General features: G+C 53.3%; 13 protein-coding genes. 9 read left to right on the top strand and 4 right to left on the bottom strand.

Going from position 1 to position 20,191, the window contains the following annotated elements:
- Nucleotides 1-30 precede the first annotated feature (30 nt).
- The 4 genes from LC093_RS05190 (at nt 31) to LC093_RS05175 (ending at nt 5,289) form a co-directional block, all read left to right on the top strand.
- Nucleotides 31-267: a hypothetical protein gene (locus LC093_RS05190; RefSeq protein WP_226662935.1), complete on the top strand. Its 237-nt coding sequence runs from the start codon at nt 31-33 to the stop codon at nt 265-267.
- Nucleotides 268-305: 38 nt separating this feature from the next.
- Nucleotides 306-1,334: a phytanoyl-CoA dioxygenase family protein gene (locus LC093_RS05185; RefSeq protein ID WP_226662933.1), complete on the top strand. Its 1,029-nt coding sequence runs from the start codon at nt 306-308 to the stop codon at nt 1,332-1,334.
- Nucleotides 1,335-1,538: 204 nt separating this feature from the next.
- Nucleotides 1,539-2,783: a capsule biosynthesis protein gene (locus tag LC093_RS05180; protein ID WP_226662931.1), complete on the top strand. Its 1,245-nt coding sequence runs from the start codon at nt 1,539-1,541 to the stop codon at nt 2,781-2,783.
- A gap of 742 nt (nt 2,784-3,525) precedes the next feature.
- A complete protein-coding gene (locus LC093_RS05175) occupies nt 3,526-5,289 on the top strand; it encodes a DEAD/DEAH box helicase (RefSeq protein ID WP_226662929.1) in 1,764 nt (587 codons plus the stop codon).
- Between the two features lie 91 nt (nt 5,290-5,380).
- Here LC093_RS05175 and LC093_RS05170 read toward each other — a convergent pair whose 3' ends face one another.
- Nucleotides 5,381-5,929, bottom strand: a complete 549-nt coding sequence (locus LC093_RS05170; RefSeq protein ID WP_226662928.1) for a cytochrome b — start codon at nt 5,927-5,929, stop codon at nt 5,381-5,383.
- 41 nt (nt 5,930-5,970) lie between these two features.
- Nucleotides 5,971-6,891 carry a LysR family transcriptional regulator gene (locus LC093_RS05165; RefSeq protein ID WP_226662926.1) on the bottom strand — a complete coding sequence of 307 codons (921 nt, stop codon included), beginning with the start codon at nt 6,889-6,891 and terminating at the stop codon, nt 5,971-5,973.
- Between the two features lie 617 nt (nt 6,892-7,508).
- On the opposite strand from LC093_RS05165, the gene metE reads away from it, so the two are divergent.
- The gene (gene metE / locus LC093_RS05160) at nt 7,509-9,743 is read left to right on the top strand and encodes a 5-methyltetrahydropteroyltriglutamate--homocysteine S-methyltransferase (RefSeq protein WP_226662924.1); all 2,235 of its coding nucleotides are present in this window, start codon (nt 7,509-7,511) and stop codon (nt 9,741-9,743) included.
- Nucleotides 9,744-9,811: 68 nt separating this feature from the next.
- Here metE and LC093_RS05155 read toward each other — a convergent pair whose 3' ends face one another.
- Both LC093_RS05155 and pepQ read right to left on the bottom strand, forming a co-directional pair.
- Nucleotides 9,812-11,857 (bottom strand): amidohydrolase family protein, encoded by a 2,046-nt coding sequence (locus LC093_RS05155; RefSeq protein WP_226662922.1) that lies wholly within the window; start codon nt 11,855-11,857, stop codon nt 9,812-9,814.
- Nucleotides 11,858-12,194: 337 nt separating this feature from the next.
- Nucleotides 12,195-13,499, bottom strand: a complete 1,305-nt coding sequence (pepQ, locus tag LC093_RS05150; RefSeq protein WP_226662920.1) for a Xaa-Pro dipeptidase — start codon at nt 13,497-13,499, stop codon at nt 12,195-12,197.
- 110 nt (nt 13,500-13,609) lie between these two features.
- On the opposite strand from pepQ, the gene purU reads away from it, so the two are divergent.
- From purU to LC093_RS20425, 4 genes are all read left to right on the top strand, one after another.
- Nucleotides 13,610-14,446, top strand: a complete 837-nt coding sequence (purU, locus tag LC093_RS05145) for a formyltetrahydrofolate deformylase (protein WP_226662918.1) — start codon at nt 13,610-13,612, stop codon at nt 14,444-14,446.
- A gap of 152 nt (nt 14,447-14,598) precedes the next feature.
- Nucleotides 14,599-14,994, top strand: coding sequence for a hypothetical protein (locus tag LC093_RS05140; RefSeq protein WP_226662917.1), 396 nt, complete (start codon nt 14,599-14,601; stop codon nt 14,992-14,994).
- 196 nt (nt 14,995-15,190) lie between these two features.
- Entirely contained in the window at nt 15,191-16,000 is an 810-nt protein-coding gene (locus tag LC093_RS05135; RefSeq protein ID WP_226662915.1) for a hypothetical protein, read from the top strand.
- Nucleotides 15,990-16,865: a transglutaminase-like domain-containing protein gene (locus LC093_RS20425; protein WP_226662913.1), complete on the top strand. Its 876-nt coding sequence runs from the start codon at nt 15,990-15,992 to the stop codon at nt 16,863-16,865. Before LC093_RS05135 ends, LC093_RS20425 begins: the two co-directional genes overlap by 11 nt.
- Nucleotides 16,866-20,191 lie beyond the last annotated feature (3,326 nt).

Below are 20,191 nucleotides of genomic sequence, written 5' to 3'. Positions count from 1 at the left end.
CGGCCTTGAGCCGGGATCCAGGGATGCGGAGTGCTGAGCCAGACCGCACTGGATTCCCGCCTACGCGGGAATGACGGCATCGGCACATTCGTCATCCCGGCCTTGAGCCGGGATCCAGGGGGCGGAGTGCTGAGCCAGACCGCACCGGATTCCCGCCTACGCGGGAATGACGGCATCGGCACATTCGTCATCCCGGCCTTGAGCCGGGATCCAGGGATGCGGAGTGCTGAGCCAGACCGCACTGGATTCCCGCCTTCGCGGGAATGACGCAGTTATTAATTACGCACAAGAATTACGTGAACACCGTGTTTTTCAAAAAAATCTATTTATTGCCCAAATGGCTGTTCGAACTGCTTTCCTGGGGCAAGAGCTTCAAAAATAACCCCATTATCGGCAGCTATTTACTGAATCGATGCGGACTTCATATTGCGAGAATTGTACTCGCACATGGATTGTTCCGGTTTCGTCTGCTGCTGCTGTCACCCTTGGTGCCCGCGGAGGATCGCCGTCAGTTTATTAAGTACGGGTTTATCCTTAAGCAAAACTTTTTGCCAGAGGCCGAATTCGAAGAATTGGCCCGTGAATTGCAAAACTTTAAAGGTGAGATTCGCGAGACGGTAGAAGGAACCACGCTCACGGAGCGGGCCTTTATGACGGCGGATGTCCGCGCGGAAGTACCGGCTATGCAGGCGCTCGTAGCGCGGCCTGAGCTGGATCGATTGATGCGTTATTGCTCGTCCAAGAACAGGCCACCGCTGTTTTATGTGGAGAATCTGTGTAATCAGGCCAATGTTACACCGCGCGCCGACCCCCAGCGGGATATGCATGCGGACACTTTCCATCCCTGCGTAAAGGGCTGGCTGTACCTGGATGATGTGGATGATGGCAACGGGCCTTTTGTGTATGCACCCGGTTCGCACCGCCTGAGCTGGCGTCGGCTGAAGTGGGAGTACAGCCAGAGTCTGGAAGCCTGCAAACGTGGGACAGATCGGCAGCCGGGGCGCTACTGGGATGGGTCATTCCGGGTAGCCGGGGATGAGTTGGCAAAAATGGGCTTTGAACCCAAAAAGTTCAAGGTGCCGAGGAACACGCTCGTTGTGGCCAATGTCTACGGCTTTCACCGGCGTGGTGAGGCGATGACGAAGTCTCAACGCATGACGGTTTGGATGCAGGCGCGGGACAACCCTTTTAATCCGTTGTTTACTTTTTGGCCGCAGGCGACGGCTGGGTTGTTCGAGTCCGTATGGTCTCGAGTATTGACCCGATTGGACAGCCCACGTATTGCCAGCGGTGAACAACGCAAGTTTTACGGATGTTTTACCCGGAATAGTTAACTCGGCGGACTGGCGAGACAGACTGTTACAAAAGGTGTAGAATTTCACGTCGATTCTGAGACGCATGTATCAATCATATGCTTCGGTATTAGGGCCCTCGATGGGGGCTGTTTGATTTCAATCTTGAGGTGCAAATATTGCACCTGAAAATGTAATGCTCCGGGGGAGCGGCAATTGCAGTGCCGTGGAGCTTTGTGGGGGACCATGTCTGGGGTCTTGTTTTTACAGGGGCCGCTCGGGCCTTTTTTTGCCCGTTGCGCGCGCCATTTTTCCGCGCTGGGTGTAAAAACCCACAAAATCAATTTTAACGGTGGCGACCGTTTCTATGCGTGGGCGGATCACTTGGTGGACTACTCTGGTGGCCCAGCTGGTTGGCCGGAGTATCTCAGTGGATTTATTCGTCAGAACGATATCCGTACCGTGGTGGTTTATGGTGATTGTCGCTATTACCACGAAGAAGCTCGTACCGTATGCGACGACCTGGGTATTCGGTTCTGGGCATTTGAGGAGGGCTATTTACGGCCCGACTTTGTAACGCTGGAGTCCGGCGGGGTGAATGCAAACTCGTCACAGGACTGGTCCCGCAATGCCATCGATTCTTACCGTCCACGTAATCGTAATACCACGGTGCAGGTTGGGCAGACCTTTTGGCAGCGTGCGCAGTTTGCCATTCTCTATTATGTGGCCGCGCGTTTGGCGCGCCGGCAGTTTCCATATTACCGGCACCACCGGCCGCGCAACTGGCTTCAAGAGGCCGGTTGCTGGGTGCGCAGTTTGTTGCGCAAGGGGTTGTACCGCCTTACCCAGCGTAAATACACCGAGTCCCTGATCCGGAACCACAGCGGTGAATACTTTCTTTATCCGTTGCAAACGGCGGATGATTTTCAGATCCGAGCGCATTCTGATTACAGCTCCATTGAGGAGTCTATTCGTCAGGTTGTGACTTCCTTTGCGACCCACGCCGCTTCGCACGAACTTCTGGTCATCAAACATCACCCTATGGACCGGGGCTTTTGCCATTACGGGCGCTTGATCCGCAACTTGGCCCGGGAGCATAAAGTGGCCGGTCGGGTGGTGTATTGTCACGACCTGCACCTGCCGACTTTGCTCGACCACGCCAAGGGTGTGGTGACGATTAACAGCACTGTCGGTATCTCAGCGTTATTGCATCGCGTGCCGACCCTGACTCTAGGACGCGCGATCTACGATCTGCCGGAGCTGACACATCAGGGCGATCTGGATAGCTTCTGGGAGTTACCGGCGCCAGTGAATGCGGTGCTGTTCAAGGCGTACCGCACATACCTCTATGAGAAGACCCAGCTGGACGGCAGTTTTTACCGGTCTATGCATACTGCTGTTGAGGCAGCATGCCAGCGTATGATGCCGGTCCCGGCCGTGGAGAATGTCGAGCCACTGGAAGAGCCGGAAAAGGAATACCTCGCGGCCTGACTCTCTAGTTTCGTCGTCCCGGACTTGATCCGGATCCAGCGAGTCGAAGTACTTAATACTCCGTATCCCTGGATACCGGCCTACGCCGGTATGACGGGGGTTCCTGTTGCTTGCTCCCCGGATTCCGTTATCCCAGACTTGATCCGGGATCCTGCGAGTCGAAGTACTTAATACTCCGTATCCCTGGATACCGGCCTACGCCGGTATGACGGTGTTCTTATTGCTTGCTCCCCGGATTCCGTCATCCCGGACTTGATCCGGGATCCAGCGAGTCGGAGTGCATAATATTTCGTATCCCTGGACATCGCCCTACACAGGTATGACGGTGTTCATATTGCTTGCTCCCCGGATTCCGTCATCCCGGACTTGATCCGGGATCCAGTGAGTCGGAGTGCTCAACTCTTCGCGCCCCTGGATACCGGCATGCGCCGGTATGACATCGCTTTTGTACCGGCCCAGTAAAAGCCGATCAAAAAATAAACTGGCACTATTGCGCCAAACTGGTAGACTGCGCGGCCTCTTGTCCCCCGCCCAGATAGCGGCCTTAAGCGGGACATTAGTCATCAAGGGTAACAGACCTCCTCGCCACAGGCCCCTGTCATTGAGTTGAATGAGCTTGAAATAGCCGGTGCTATTAATGGGCTTCTTCGCCTTGCCCTGCAATCCTCAGCCTTGCGCTATGGTTACCCCAATGGGTAGATAGCCGGGCCCGGCCCCCTATGTAAATTCAAGTGAATTCAAAATGACCGATAATTCAGCACCAATTGGTTTTGACCAGTTGGGATTGCCTACTGAAATCCTTAATGCCGTCACCAAACTGGGTTACGAGACCCCATCGCCGATTCAGGCGCAGACCATTCCGTCACTGCTGGAAGGTCGCGATGTGCTGGGCCAGGCGCAGACCGGTACAGGTAAAACGGCAGCATTTGCCTTGCCGATGCTGGCCAGCCTCGACCTGAAAAGCAAGCGCCCCCAAGCTCTGGTACTGGCTCCCACGCGCGAGCTGGCGATTCAGGTGGCTGAGGCGTGCCAGTCTTACGCGTCTAACCTCAAGGGCTTCCACGTAGCGCCTATCTACGGTGGCGCGGATTACCGTGGCCAGATTCAGCAGTTGAAGCGCGGCGTACAGCTGATCGTGGGTACCCCCGGTCGTGTAATGGACCACATGCGCAAGGGCACCCTGGACCTGTCCGCCCTGAAGATGCTGGTACTGGACGAAGCCGACGAGATGCTGCGCATGGGCTTCATCGATGACGTGAAGTGGGTACTGGAGCAGATTCCGGATGAGCGCCAGATCGCGCTGTTCTCTGCCACCATGCCGAGAGAAGTTGCGTCCATCGCACGCGAGCACCTGCATAACCCGGTTGAAGTGAAGATCAAGGTCAAGACCGAGACCGCCGAAACCATCCGCCAGCGCTACTGGCCGGTGGGCGGTCTGCACAAAATGGATGCTCTGACCCGTATCCTCGAAGCTGAGCCGGTGGACGCCACCATCATTTTCGTGCGCACCAAAAACGCCACTGTGGAAGTTGCCGACAAGCTGGCCGCACGCGGCTTTGCGAGCGCAGCGCTGAACGGTGATATGGCTCAGGGCATGCGTGAGCAGGTAATCGACAAGCTCAAGGCTGGCAAACTCGACATCGTGGTAGCCACCGACGTTGCCGCACGTGGTCTGGATGTGAAGCGCATCAGCCACGTGATCAACTACGACATTCCTTACGATACCGAAGCCTACATCCACCGTATCGGCCGTACCGGCCGCGCCGGGCGTGAAGGCGACGCGATCCTGTTCGTGGCGCCGCGTGAGCAGCGTATGCTGCGCACCATTGAACGTGCGACCAAGAAGGCGATTGAGCGTCTGGACCTGCCGACCGCGGCTGCGGTGAACGCGTCGCGCATGGAAAAATTCCAGCAGAAAATCACCTACACCATGGCCGGCCGCCGCGATCTGGCGCCGTTCCGCGATCTGGTGGAGAAGTACCTGGAAAACAACGACGTCGATCCGCTGGATGTCGCTGCCGCACTCGCCGCCATGGCACAGGGCGACCAGCCGTTGCTGCTGGATGAGCGCGAACCGCGCCAGAAGAGCTTCAATGAGCGCAGTGACCGCGACTTTGATGATCGCAAGCGCAACAAGCGTGAAAAGGGCGACAGAAAACCTTTCGACAAGGACAGCAAGCGCATTCCGTCACCGGATGAGGGCAAAGAGCGCTACCGCATCGAAGTAGGCCGTGAGCATGGCGTGCGCCCGGGTAGCATCGTCGGTGCCATCGCCAACGAAGTGGATCTGGACAGCTCCTACATCGGCCGTATCGAGATCTACCCGGACTACACCACGGTAGATCTGCCGGAAGGTATGCCGAAGGAAATCTTCCAGCACCTGAAAAAAGTTCGCGTGAATGGCCGGCCGATGAATATCGCCCGATTTGACGAATCGAAAGTCAAAACCGGTGGTGCTCCGAAGTTCGCGCCGAAAAAGCGTAAGCCGAAGCCTGCGCGGGATTAATTAGCTAATCCACCTCTTGTAGGAGCCTGCTTGCAGGCGAACCTGTTCCCGCAAAGAATGGTTCGCCTGCGAGCAGGTTCCTACAAAGTCATTACTTCGTTTTGCCAAACGGCAACATCTGCCGCAGGGTATTATCCTTGCTGATGAAGTGGTGCCACAGGGCGCCGCCGATATGCAGTACCAGCATTACTAGCAACGCGTTCCAAAGGAATTCCTTGTGCAGGAAGGCAATCTGCTTGGCGAGATCGATGTTCTTGGTTACGAATGACGGCAGGTCGAACAGCCAGAACAGGGTGGTATCGCGCCCGGCGAACTGGCGCATCAGCAGGCCGGTCAGTGGCATACCGAGCATCAGCACATACATCAGGCTCTGCACCAGCAGCGAGACGGGTTTCTGGATGCCGCTACCGTACAGTGTTGGACGGCCGTGGGTGGCGCGCCAGTAGAGGCGCAGCATGCCCAGCAAAAGAACACTGAACCCCAGCGAGAAATGCACCACCATCCACCAGCCGCGCATGGGGTCATCGCGCTCGTAAAACTCGTGCAGTTCCACAGATCCCCAGGCACACAGAATAAAAATGGCGATCAGCCAGTGCAGGCCCTTGAGTGCTGGACTCCAGCTGTTGGTGGTCGATGTCATGGGTATTCCTTATTCGTTATTTCAGCGACAGCCCGGCCAATTCAGCTGGCTGCTCGTACACCATTCAGGGTATTAAAACAGGTGCTGCGTGCAGTTTCGAAAAAATCTTGCAGAAATGCCTGCTCCAGCATCTCTTCCCGCACCGCGGCGTAGAGTGTACTCCATAGGCCCGTTTTTCCCAGTCTAAGTTGATTGACCAGTCCCTTCTGTAAATATTCGTAAAGAGCCCAGTTGGGCAAGGCGCAGACGCCGCGCCCGCTCACCACCAGTTGCACCATCATCACAGTGAGCTCCGCGGTGCGTACTGACTCAGGTTCTATACCCGCTGGATCCAGGAAGTTCTGGAAGATATCCAGCCGCTCACGCTCCACGGGGTAGGTGATTTGCACTTCCTCAGCGAGCTCTTCCGGTGTTACCCATTTCTTTTCCGCAAGCGGGTGTTTGCGGCTTACCGCCAAGCACATTTCAAAGCTGAACAGCGGCTCGTAGTGCACGCCTTTCAGGGATGCATCCGGGTTGCTGGTGACCACCAGATCCAGGTCGCCGCGTACCAGTGCCGGTAATGGCGCAAAGTGAAAGCCGCTGGAAAGGTCCAGTTCCACCTCTGGCCAATCGTCCCGGTAAGCGTCGAGGGTGGGCATGAGCCACTGGTAGCAGCTGTGGCACTCGATGGCGATATTCAGCCGCCCGGCCTGGCCGGAAGCGAGGCGCGCCAGATCCCGCTGTGCCACGGCCACCCGCGGCAGAACATCATCGGCCAGCTGCAACAGGCGCAGCCCGGCACTGGTAAAGCGCAGCGGACGCGACTTGCGCACAAACAGCGCTTGCCCATGGCGGTCCTCCATTTCCCGGAACAGGTGCGACAGCGCGGACTGGGTGAGGTGCAGCCGTTCCGCCGCGCGCACCATACTGCCGGTCTCACGCAGTACGCTCAGTGCCTTTAAATGCCTTAGTTCGATCATCTTTAGTAAATTTCATGTTTTGGGCAAAAAATATGAAATTGATTGAACATGATGCTCCCCTCAGAATCAACTCCGAATTACCGCTTTCGCGTATTCCCTGGATCCCGGCTCAAGGCCGGGATGACGGGGGCTAATTGTCGTCATACCGGCGTATGCCGGTATCCAGTGATACGGAGCACTGCACTTTGAGTCCTCCCTGGATCCCGGCTCAAGGCCGGGATGACGGAACCCAATTGTCGTCATACCGGCGTATGCCGGTATCCAGTGATACGGAGCACTGCACTTTGAGTCCTCCCCGGATCCCGGCTCAAGGCCGGGATGACGGGGGCTAATTGTCGTCATACCGGCGTATGCCGGTATCCAGTGATACGGAGCACTGCACTTTGAGTCCTCCCTGGATCCCGGCTCAAGGCCGGGATGACGGAACCCAATTGTCGTCATACCGGCGTATGCCGGTATCCAGTGATACGGAGCACTGCACTTTGAGTCCTCCCTGGATCCCGGCTCAAGGCCGGGATGACGTAACCCAATTGTCGTCATATCGGCGCATGCCGGTATCCAGCGCTACGAAGTACCGCACTTGCAGAACCACCAATTGAATTAAGGAAGAACACCCCATGGCGCAAACACATATTCTTGGCTATCCGCGTATCGGCGCGCGGCGTGAACTGAAGCGGGCACAGGAAGCTTACTGGAAAGGTGAAAGCGATCAGCAGGCACTGCTGGCAGCAGGATCCCAAGTGCGCAGCAAAAACTGGCAGGCCCAGCAGGCGGCCGGCCTGGCACTGACCACCGTGGGCGATTTCGCCTGGTACGACCAGGTACTGAATCATTCACTGATGTTCGGGGTTGTGCCGGAACGCTTTGCCAGCGGTGCCGCTGATAACAAGCTGGACCAGTACTTCCGCCTCGCCCGCGGTCGGGCGCCATCCGGCGACGCGGTGGCGGCCAGTGCCATGACTAAATGGTTTGATACCAACTACCACTATCTGGTGCCGGAGTTTTCCACAGGCCAGGATTTCACCCTCGACAGCGAATGGCTGCTGGCGGAAGTAAAAGAAGCGCAGCAATTGGGGCACAACGTAAAGCCGGTCATCATTGGGCCGCTGACGTATCTGTGGCTGGGGCGTGGTGTGGATAACGCGCTCGATCTGTTGCCGAAGCTGCTGCCCTGTTACGAGCAGCTCCTGGCACAGTTGGCCAATGCGGCCGCGCAGTGGGTGCAGATCGATGAACCGATCCTCGGCCTGGATTTACCCGCCGAGTGGCGTGATGCCTTCGGCCCGACCTATGAAGCGCTGTCCAAAGCCAGCGGGAGCAAGCTGTTGTTGGCGACCTACTTTTCGCCATTGCGGGAAAATCTGCAGCTCGCCTCAACCTTGCCGGTAGATGGTGTGCACATTGATGCTGTGCGTGCGGAAGAAGAAATTGACCAGGTTGCCGCCAGCCTTGGGGATACGCAGGTACTGTCTGTGGGGGTGGTGAATGGCCGCAATGTATGGCGCACAGACCTGGCGCGCTGGCAGCGTCAGCTCCAGCCACTGGCGAAACAACTGGGCGATCGCCTTTGGCTGTCTGCGAGTTGCTCGCTGCTCCACAGCCCGGTGGACCTGGATACGGAGACCGGCCTGCCGGAAGAGCAAAAACAGAAGCTCGCCTACAGCCGTCAGAAACTCGATGAACTGAAAACACTGCAGGCCGCATTGCAGCCAGATGCCGAGTTGCTCCCCCTGGTCATTCAGAGTGAAAGCCGCCCGCAATCAGAAATACTCGCAGAGCTGGCCAATACCTGGCGCGGGCAGAAATACCCGGAGCGGGCAGAAGTGCAGCGCAAGCACTGGCAACTGCCACCATTGCCGACCACCACCATCGGTTCATTTCCCCAGACGGATGTATTGCGCCAGGTGCGCAAACAGTTCCGCGACGGAGAAATTTCAGCGCAGGACTACAGTGAGCATTTGCGCGCGGAAATTGCCGAAGCGATACGCCGGCAGGAAATTCTTGGCCTCGATGTATTGGTGCACGGCGAAGCTGAACGCAACGACATGGTTGAGTATTTCGGTGAGCAGCTGGACGGCTTTATCCATACCGGCAATGGCTGGGTACAGAGCTACGGTTCGCGCTGTGTGAAACCGCCGATTATTGCTGGCGACATTTCCCGCCCGCAGGCCATGACTGTGCAGTGGAGTGAATACGCCCAGAGCCTGACCAAAAAGCCGGTCAAAGGCATGCTCACCGGGCCGGTGACGATTCTGAACTGGTCGTTCCCCCGCGAGGATATTCCTCGCGCAGAAAGCTGTCTGCAAATTGCTCGCGCACTGCGTCAGGAAGTACAGGACCTGCAAGCTGCAGGAATCGGTATTATCCAGATCGACGAGCCGGCATTGCGTGAAGGCCTGCCACTGCGCGCATCTGAGCATCAGGAATACTTCGACTGGGCAGTGGGCTGTTTCCGTTATACCTGCAGTGAAGTAGAGGCGGAAACCCAGATCCATACACATATGTGTTACTCCAACTTTAACTCGATCATGGATGCGATCGTTGCACTGGATGCTGACGTGATCACCATCGAATCTGCGCGCTCGGACCTGCGTCTGCTGCAGGCTTTCGCTGGAGAAGGCGGTGGGTATCCGAATGAGATCGGCCCGGGTATTTACGACATCCACTCGCCGAATGTGCCGGAGCGAAAGGAACTGGTTTACCGGCTGTATCAATTGCTGGGGGTGATTCCACTGGAAAAGCTGTGGGTCAATCCGGATTGTGGACTGAAAACCCGGAGTTGGGCAGAGGTGGGCTCTTCACTGCTGAATATGGTGGAGGCGGCGCGCACGGTACGTGCGGAAGTAGCGTAAATATTATTTAGCGCAAAGAAAAAGGGGGCGGGCCAAAGGTCCGCCCCCTTTTTTCGTATATAACAAACCTATTGGATCGCAACGTCGGTGGCGCCGTTCAGTTTGAATGGCATGGATTCATGGAAAGGCTTGATACCGACCGCCTGGTAAAGCTCATCCGGTCGATACAGATTCTGCCCTTCAATGACCAGGGCGGTGCGGCGCAGCGCCGAGATATCTTCCAGAGGGTTGCCGTCGAGCAGGACCAGGTCCGCATTTTTGCCGACGGAAATAGAGCCGCTAAGGTTGTCGGCACCAACCACCTGTGCAGGTGTAATCGTTGCCGTGCGCAATACATCGGCGTTGGGTATGCCGGCTTTCGAATAGAGCTCCAGTTCTCGTATCAGGGTGAGACCGGGGAGGCCATCGGTGCCTGCAACCATTTTCACCTTATGCTCATGGAGTTTCAGGACCATATCGAGCAGGGCTTTGGCGGACAGGTCGTAGTCGTCCCTGTGCTCGGGCTTAACATCCAGTTCGGCGCCGATAAACTGGCGGCGTACATTCACTGGCAGATGATCTGCTATATCGGCGTACTCCGGATCCAGCTTCCCAGGCTCGCGGGATAACATGGAGCTGAAGATCGTGGTGGTGCTATCCACTACTGTGCCTTTCGCTGCCAGCTTATCCAGGAAAGCGCTCACTTCAGGACTGTCCAGGTCCAGTTCATGGGCGTGTTCGCCTACCTCGGTAAATCGAAGTTTTTTCCGTGTATCGATTGAGCCCATGAAGTTCAGGAACAGCATGTTGATGTGATGGATTTCATCGAATCCTGCATCCACGGCTTCTTCGGCTGTCATGAACGCAGGAATGTGGCCGGAAAGGCGGAGTCCTTTCTCGTGAATATGTTTCGCCAGAGGTGCCATCCACTCCGGTTCCATCGAGCTGTAGGTTTTTATCTGCTGATAGCCCTGCTCTGAGTACCAGTCGACAATGTCCATGGCATCTTTCAGGCTCTTGGCGGTCTTACCCATACGCATCGCATTTTCACTGTCGCGATCCATAAAGCCAGCGCGATAAATTTTGCCACCGATGACTCTTCCGGTTTCGAACTCCTCCTCGATGCGCATGACATTTTCATGCACATTGCCAATATCACGGACATTGATCACTCCCGCGGCCATATTGAGCACGCCATCCGATAGCGACAGGTGTCCGTGCATGTCCCAGAGTCCGGGCATCAACGTCTTCCCTTGCCCGTCAATCTGGGTAATGCCGGGAATCTTCAGCGGTGTATTGCTGATGCGTGTGATCTTGCCATTCTCGACCAGGACAAACTGACTTTTACGCAGTTCTCCCAATTCGACATCGACTATATCGACATTCGTGATCAGGATCGGAGTGTTTGATGTGTGGGTGTGTTTTGCAGATAGATCCTGCAGGTAGACATCCGCGGCTTTTATCTGGCGTTCCTTAAGTTGATCCAGGTGAGACTTGTCCCAACCTTTACGCAGAATCGCAAACCAGCCCCCGTCATCTTCCGCGAACAGGTTGCCGTCCTTGTCATACCAGGCCAACTGCGGGGTGAACGAAAGTCCGCTGATGCCCTGCAGGTATACGGTAATTTTTTCTTCGCCCTGAGTCAGGGTTTGTTCGTCCAGTGTTTCCAGTCGGGCAACGCCCTGGGGAAGGAGTTGGATACTTTTTTCGGGAGCTGCCTGCAGCGCTTTAACCAGCTGGGACTGGATGGCCAGCGTGGTATTTTTGGGGACGTAGAACTGTGGCGTTGAGGATTTTGCATTTCCGTTTTCGTCGGTACTGCTCCATTGCGCCAGACCGTTGGAAAACTGATATTTTTCATCAACAGGGGCCCCAAATGGGCTGATCCCCTGGATATGGATCGCGGTGGGAACATGGTGCTTCCCGAGGGTGAATGATTCCTTCAGGTTGATACGGCGGTTGTTCCAGCCGAGTTGCAGTTTCCCGTCCAGTTTGTCACCAGAGGTCGTAATGGTCTCGGTGCCAGCAATGCCTTCTTTGTCGTAGAAGACATATTCCAACGATGCTGCGTATAAATTGGATGAGGTCGATAGAAGAACACCGGTGAGTACCACAGATAAAGTCAGGAGCTTCATGGTGGTTGCCTTTATGCTTTTTTATGACCAGCCCATAGTGAAGATTTTTTGACAGTCCGACAATGGACCTTGATCGTGCACAGCGATATTGGCGTAGGGGGCGACAAAAATGTTGAACGGGGTGTCGGCTATTGGGGTTAGCTGGTAGAGGAGGCGGCTTAGGTGGCGCGAGCAGATGTAATTTGGTGGACCGCCTGCACCGAATTTTAGCAACCGTCATCCCGGCCTTGAGCCGGGATCCAGTGCTGATATCCGGTAGCGTGGGCGTTCGCCTGCAAGCAGGCTCCTACGAGAGAATTGCCCTGTAGGAGCCTGCTTGCAAGCGAATAGACTCAGCTCAGTAACAATCCCGCGTCATATTCTCAACGCGATCGGCGTGCACGATGACGTTGTCTTCGATACGCACGCCGCCAAACGGTCGCAGGGTTTCCACTTTATCCCAGTTCACTTCACCGGCAAGCTGGGATTCCTTCAGCTCTGCCAGCAGGCTTTCGATAAAGTAGAGTCCAGGCTCGATGGTGAACACCTGGTTTTCTTCAATTGTGCGCGTGGTACGCAGGAAGGGGTATTCTGCGGGTGGGGGTGTCTTGCCGCCTTCCGGTGCGGTCTGGTGACCGCCCACATCGTGCACTTGCAGGCCGAGGAAGTGGCCGAGGCCGTGGGGCATAAAGGTGCTGGTCAGGCCCGACTCCACTGCGCTTTCTGGAGACGTCTTGATGACGCCGAACTGCTGTAGCAGCTGACCGACTTTGTGGTGGCATTCGCGGTGCAGGTCCACATAGGAGGCTCCCGGTGTGAGGCCTGCTACAAGCTCAAGCTCTTTCTCGTCCATTGCGGCTACCAGGTCCGCGAACTCGCCGTCGCGGTAGGCGTAGCTGCGGGTAATGTCCGCGGCATAGCCATTGCAGTCAGCACCGGCGTCGATCAGGAAGCTGCGGCGCTCGCTCTCGGGCAGAGACTCAGTTCCCAGGTGGGTGTAGTGCAGGATGGCACCGTGCTCGTTCAGCGCCACAATATTGCCGTAGGGCATGCGGCCCTCGCCCTGACCGGCGGCTTTCATGTACGCGAGGTTGATCTCGAACTCACTGGCGCCAGCACGGAAGGCGTCTTCAGCGGCCTGGTGCGCGCGCACGGCGATACGGTTGGCTTCCCGCATGCAGGCCATTTCGTAAGGGGTTTTATAGGCGCGCGCCCAGTGCAGGCGGTCGATCAGGTGGTGCGGGTTGCGCTCGCCGATATCCCAGCCTTCCAGTTTGCCGGTCTCACCGATAAACGCGGCGTTTTCACCGGACAGGAAGGCCTTGGCCTCGTCCGGCTTGGCCAGCAGCTCGATATCGTACTCGTCGCTCCAGAAGGTTTGCGGTGCGGGCGGCACGTAGTGCCAGAAGTCCACCGGGCGGTAGAACAGCAGCTTGGGCTTCTGACCGCGGCGGTAGACCACCCAGCTGTGCGGGTTGTCGGTGACCGGCACCAGGGCCTTGAACTGCGGGTTGACCCGGAAGGGGTAGTAGTTGTCATCGAGGAATTGCACCGAGGGCGCGCCGCTGAATACGTTCAGGGTCTCAAAACCGCACTGCTCCAGAATATCGTCGTAGCGTTTGCGCAGTGTGGCCAGATGTTCGGCAAATAAGGTCTTATCCATGATCACCCTGTTGGTCGGAATACTATTGGTCAAAAAATGAACCCTTGGCGGGTATACGAATGCACATAGTGTATAGTCAGCCTTCTGAATAATTAGTCTGATTTTTACCGATGGAAAAGAAGATACTGCTAACGGATTGCCCGGACGCCAAAGGGTTGATCGCCAAGATCACCAACATCTGCTACAAGCATCAGCTCAATATCACTAAGAACGATGAGTTCGTTGACCGTGATCAGGGGCGCTTCTTCATGCGCACCGCCCTTGAGGGTAACTTTAACGATACGACACTGCTGGAAGACCTGGATCTGGCGCTGCCGGAAGGCGCAGTGCGCAAGCTGGTCGCCAGTGGCCGCAAGCGCCTGGTACTGATGGTCACCAAAGAGGCCCACTGCCTGGGCGATATCCTGATGAAGTGCTACTCAGGCGCGATGGATGTGGAGATTGCCGCGGTGATCGGCAACCACGAGACCCTGCAGCCGCTGGTGGAAAAGTTCGATATCCCCTTCCATTGTTTGTCCGCCGAAGGCCTGGAGCGTGCACAACATGAGGAGCAGGTGATGCAGCTGGTGGACAGTTATCAGCCGGATTACCTGATCCTGGCCAAATATATGCGCGTGCTTACTCCGCAGTTCGTGGAGCATTATAAAAAGCGCATCATCAATATTCACCACTCCTTCCTGCCGGCGTTTATCGGGGCCAAGCCCTATCAACAGGCGTTTGAGCGCGGAGTAAAAATCATCGGTGCCACCGCGCACTTTGTTACCGATGATTTGGACGAAGGCCCGATCATTGAACAGGATGTGATTCATGTGGATCATGGCTATTCTGCAGAGTCCATGGCCAGTGCTGGCCGGGATGTGGAAAAACAGGTGTTGAGCCGGGCGTTGCAGCTGGTGTTGGAAGAGCGGGTATTTATTCACGGTAACCGCACCGTGGTATTTAAATAATCCCACTCTTTTTCTGAGAGCCCGGTTGTAGGAGCCTGCTTGCAGGCGAATGGTGCAGAGTGTGGGGGCTTTCGCCTGCAAGCAGGCTCCTACGGCTCTAGCTGCTTCTGTGCCTAGATGACGAAATTGAACGATTACGAAAAGGGGGATGAATGCTCACCCGTTATATCGCTGCTATTTTAGCTATATTGTTTCTGGCCGGCTGCGCGAGTGAACCCCAGGCGCCAAACCCGGGACTGAAAGAATCATTCCATACTGAAATCACCGCCAACGGCTCCAAGCGATTTACCTACAGTCTGGAAGTCGCGGCACCGCAGTTGCGCGGCCCGTTTACAGAAAACCCAAATTCCCGCAACGGCATGATGCGCAATCAGGAAATGATGGGCGCCCAGCCGCGCCGGCGGCGAACCGCAGATTTTGATTACGCGATGAACCTGAAATTGAAAGAGACCGGGTTTTGTCGCGATGGTTACTTCGTAATTGATCGTGTGATTTCGCAGATGGGCGGTGAAGTGCGGGGCGAGTGCCGGGATGCTGCCTCACGATAGCAACTAACTGTGGCAAGTGGCCATAATGCACTATTGTCAATTTAGGCAGTTTCCTTTTGTGACCTGAATCACAAAAGGTGAGTTCTAATCCTCTTTTTATCGCGGCGTGTCAAATATTCAAATAGGATCTATCGCTTCCAAAATACAGCCGGACGTTTGGCTGTGAAGTAATAGTAACTAGAATGAGTGGTTGGGTGTGAAACGGAACGTCACATCTCTGCCTGTTTGTGCTGTTCTTATTCTCGCTTCGATTTCTCTTCGGGCGTTGAGCGGTGAAGCGGTTGGGACTGAAAATGGATTTTACAGTGAGGTTGGTCAGCGCAAGGACTGGCCGAATTCGCTTGTTGTAAATAGCTCTTCTTTATCCGAAGAGTGTTTTGTTCCAATTGCAGCGCTTAACGATTCATATATCTACGTGGATGTGTCCCAAAGGCCTCCTCTCAGCGTATTCCCATCAAATTCTCTCCATCTCCCCATTCATCGAGTTAAGGCAAATCAGTTCTTAAAAACTCGGCGAGTAGCAATTGGCGCGGAGTCGTATAAGCGATTTGAGCTCGCGGCCTTGTGTCAAGAACTGAGACAAAGCGGGTTTGATAAACCATTAATTGCCGTTTGGAATCCGAGCGATATTCCATCCCACCCCCCTGTGCCTGTGTCTGCAGACCACTATTTAGTGGAAGCTCAACGATTCAGCGCCGTTACAATTGTTCCAAATAAGGCAGTTTCAGACCAGCTGCAAAAGGCTGGAATAACGGCGATTTACCCCGGTGAGGGTATTAGTCTTGAGCAGCTAATTAAGCAGAGTATCGAAGTCAGCTCCTTAAATAGGTATCTGCCCGTCTTTTATATTGAAGATACTGAAGGGCAGGTTTTGAGCACCCATGATTACAAGGCAGTCCATTTCGTTGAGGGTGGAATACAAAGTGTGATTGCCGCTTTGGAGATCCGGTCAGAAAATGCTTTGAGGCGTTCAGGTGAAGGTTTTCGGGGTGTGTGTGCGAATTAATTTCCCCATGTCGCTCCAGGTTTCGATCTGCGCCGCAATAGTATTACCTCTTTTAATAGTGTCGTTTTTATGGGCGGGGAATAGCGACACTATTCAATACAATACAAATAAAGTAGTTAGGTATAGTTTCTTAGTTACTAATAAAACAGGTTCGCTAATTGAGCAGGCTCAGTTTAGTGTTTTTGCGCCTGTGGCTCAGAACTCCTACCAAAAGACACAAAGTATTAGCGCCAGTCATAAATACGAAGTTACTCAAGATGGTCAGGGAAACCAAACCTTGAACTTTGAGTTAGTTGATATGGCGCCATTTTCTAGTCAAGTTGTCAGTGTCACGGTGCAGATGGCATTGGCTGGAACCCCCCAGAGTTATAGCGCAACGGGCGATTTTCTTGAGTCTGAGCCGAATATTGAGGTGGATTCCCCTGTAGTTGTGGAATTGGCGAAAGAAATTCGCCGAAATACAAATGTTCCTAATCAAATATCGTCCTGGCTATATAAGAATGTTGTCGATATTGGTTACGTCGCAGAAGACCGGGGTGCACGCTACGCATTGCTTGAAAAGAAAGGCGATTGCACGGAGTTTTCTTCTGCATTTGTTGCGCTATCTAGAGCTGTAGATATTCCGGCGCGGATGATTGGCGGGTTTGTAATTGAAGACTCCGGCAAATTAAGTTCGGAAAGCTACCACAATTGGGCAGAGTATAAATACGCTGATCGCTGGAAAATAGCGGACCCGCAAAAAAATATTGTTGACTCAGGTTATGGGTCATATATCGCATTTTATAACTTCAACAAACATTCACGTGTAAAGAGTAGTCATCGCTTTTTAAGCTTCGATACACGTTTGAGTGTGCAGATGCTTTAGTCAGAAGGGACAAGTTGATGAAGGGATGTCTATCTTCAGTTGTTGTGTTGATATTTTCATTTTGGATTTCAAATGATATCCATGCGAATGAAGGTCAGGTTGTCTTAATCGACGATACTACAATTTCTGAGCTGGAAAGCAGCTACGACGGAACTGATCTTGTTGTTGATGGCGCAACGCTGACGATCAACGGAGAACACGGCTTTTCAAGTATTACACTATCAAACGGGGCGGTATTAACGCGATCTGGTGATGCATCGTCAATACTGAAACTCGATGTGACGGGCACGATTCATGTTGATGGGGATTCAAGAATAGATGTTTCCCAGCTGGGGCAGCAAGCAACTGGAGTCGAATGTTTGGGATGTGGTGGCTCGCACGCCAGCTTGGGAGGCGGTAGCGAAGTCAACGCCTATGGTGACTATAAGCATCCCATTTTGCCTGGTGACGGTGGGCTGCACACTGTAGACGGTGTTTTGGGCACCCGCGGCGGTGGCCAACTTTATCTTAAAGCGCAAAACCTGATTCTAGACGGAAATATACTGGCAAACGGTGGGGCTAATACCTCTAGCAGTGATGGTGGATATGTTGGAGGCGGAGCTGGAGGTTCGATATTAATTGAGGTCGAATCGGTAGAGGGCAATGGAACTATTTCTGCCAATGGAGGCGCGGCAAATACCAGTCAGGCAAGTGGCGGTAGTGGCGGACGAGTAGCGATTTACTACACCCCCGGAAGTCCCTTTGATTTTATAAATAAAGTCACTGCCAAAGGCGGTACGGGAAAAGTAGTAGGCGGTCCAGGGACTGTATTTTTACATGATCAGTCAGTACAACGATTGGTCGTTGAGAATAATGGTGGGGAATTTGGGGATCTAAAGTACTGGACCGTTGAGGGTGGAGCCCCAGGTGTACGTTCTGTAGTCAATGATCCAGATCCGAGTTATTTTGGCGGCTATTACTATTTGTATGGTGGGAATAGTAACGCCGAATCTAGTTTTTATCAGAATATTGAAATTCCTTACGATCAGTTTTCTTCAGCAGATGTAGAGGCTGGCCAGATTTCACTGGGTCTTAGTTGGCTTCAATCTTCATGGGCTTCTTCAGATAGTGGAGAAATTATATTTCGGTTTTTGGACTCCTCAGGGGAGATGCTTTCCGAGGTCTCAAGTGGATTGACTAGTACTGCGGCTAAATCCTGGGAAAAAAGGTTTTTTTCAGTCTCATTGCCTCATGGTGCAAGCTCGGTTGATTTGGTTCTCCATTCAGTACGTAGTGCGGGAAGTAATAACGATGCGTATTTCGATAATTTGGATTTGAAGATATATAAAAATAATTACGATCCTGTATCTGAGTCTGGAAATGTTGGCACGTTGATTATCGATAATGTTTCATCTGGCGATACCAGTGAACGTTATTTGATAAGTGGCGATATAGATTCGAATATATTTTTAAGGAAATCATCGATAGATTTCGAGACTGGGGTCGACCTTTCTGATGCAAAATTAATCGGAGATGGAAACCTTAGCGTTGTTTATGCCAATGGTTTGGCGATTTATGGCGAGAGCGGCTTTCTGGTCGATGGCTTTAAATTCGTTTTTTCTGGAAATAATAATTTTGGAGATAAATTTGTCGTCGTAAATGGTGGGGTAGTTACTACACCTGTTGCAGAAAATCTAGAAGAACCTCTGACCATTAGCGCTGGTAATATTTTTCTGGGAAACCGGTCAATTATTGATGTTTCAGGAAAAGGTTTCCTGCCAGATGGTGGCAGCCATTATAAATCAGGTGGAAGCTACGGCGGATTGGGAGGTATAGACCCATTATCAGGTACGAGAGGCGTTACTTTCGGCTCTATTGATAAGCCAACCGATTTTGGTATTGGAGGACTCGGCGCTGATGCCTCAAGTAATCAATCTCGGGGGGGAGGAGCAGTAAAACTGGTTGCGCTAGAAAAGTTTGAGCTTTATGGCGACATCAAAGCAAATGGAACCTATAGCTCGAATGTTGGAGGCGGAAGCGGTGGATCAATCTGGATCGAGGCTGGTGAGCTAATAGGCGCCTCATCAATGGATGTGGAAGCCAAAGGAGGGAATGGATACTTAGCGGCCTCCGGTGGCGGCGGTCGAATCGCTCTTTACTACGACTCTTTATCTGGTTTTGATCCCAAAAGCGAATTTCATGCTTGGGCTGGGTACAACGTTTCTGGCGCCACAGATTTAGGTGGGCCGGGAACCGTATATTTGTATGATAAATCCTTGAGCGAAGATAATGCCAGGTTGCAAATATCTAACTACTCTGTCTCAAAAAGTTTTGAACCCTACAGAATTTCCGGTCAATTATCCCTGCCTATATATTTTGATGATGTTTGGGTGACTATCGAAGATCAGGCCTATCTCGAATCAGACATTAGTGGTTCTAGGTTTAATTACGTTTATGTCGAAGCGGAAGGAGGGTTTTCGACGGAAAGTGGAAGCTTGACAGTGGATGGTTTTACGCTCGAGCTTTCTCAAGACTTCAGTTTTGAAACGATTACTGTAAAAAATATCGGAAAAATAACCACGCCTGTTGCCTCTGATACATTTAGTTCAGGTGTTACTTTAAGTGCGGCTGATTTTTATATCAGCTCCAACTCATATATTGACGTAAGTGCAAAAGGACGTCTCCTTGAATCAGGTGAGCATTGGAAATCTGGAGGTAGTTATGGAGGGGCCGGAGGATTGGACCCTGCTTCGGAGTCGGTTGCTTCGGTCTTTGGTTCTCTAGAAACACCAACAGATTTTGGTGTCGGTGGGTTGGGTGCTGATGAGACTGTCCAGGGAAGTCGCGGTGGTGGTGCCATAAAACTGATTGCAAGCAATAAATTTGAAGTTTACGGGGATATTCTTGCACAAGGCCAAAGCGGTGTTTATCAAGTTGGTGCCGGTAGTGGTGGCTCTATTTGGATTGAGGCGAAGGAGATAATTGGTAATTCCAATACCCTGGTAGATGCCTCTGGAGGAAATGGATACCAAGCTGGGACCGGCGGTGGTGGTCGCGTAGCCATTTACTATGAATCTTTATCGGGTTTTGATACGAAGTATTACGTGTTTGCAAGGGCGGGAGCTAATCACTCGGCTGCAACAGCATATGGTGATCCAGGTACGGTTTATCTTTTTGACCGATCTTTGCCATCAGATAATGCGCGACTGCAAATAGTTAACAGAGATACGAGTGATAATTACAAACCGTATGAGCTTTCTGGTGACGTAGATATCCCAATGTATTTTGAAGATATTCAGGTCTCCATTGCTGCGTCGGTTGATATTTCTAAGCCGATTTTCTTTAAA

Source organism: Microbulbifer aggregans (assembly GCF_020524005.1).
Lineage (GTDB): Bacteria > Pseudomonadota > Gammaproteobacteria > Pseudomonadales > Cellvibrionaceae > Microbulbifer > Microbulbifer aggregans_A.
The sequence above is the reverse complement of the archived record's forward strand: the minus strand, read 5'-3'. Positions and strand labels throughout refer to the sequence as shown.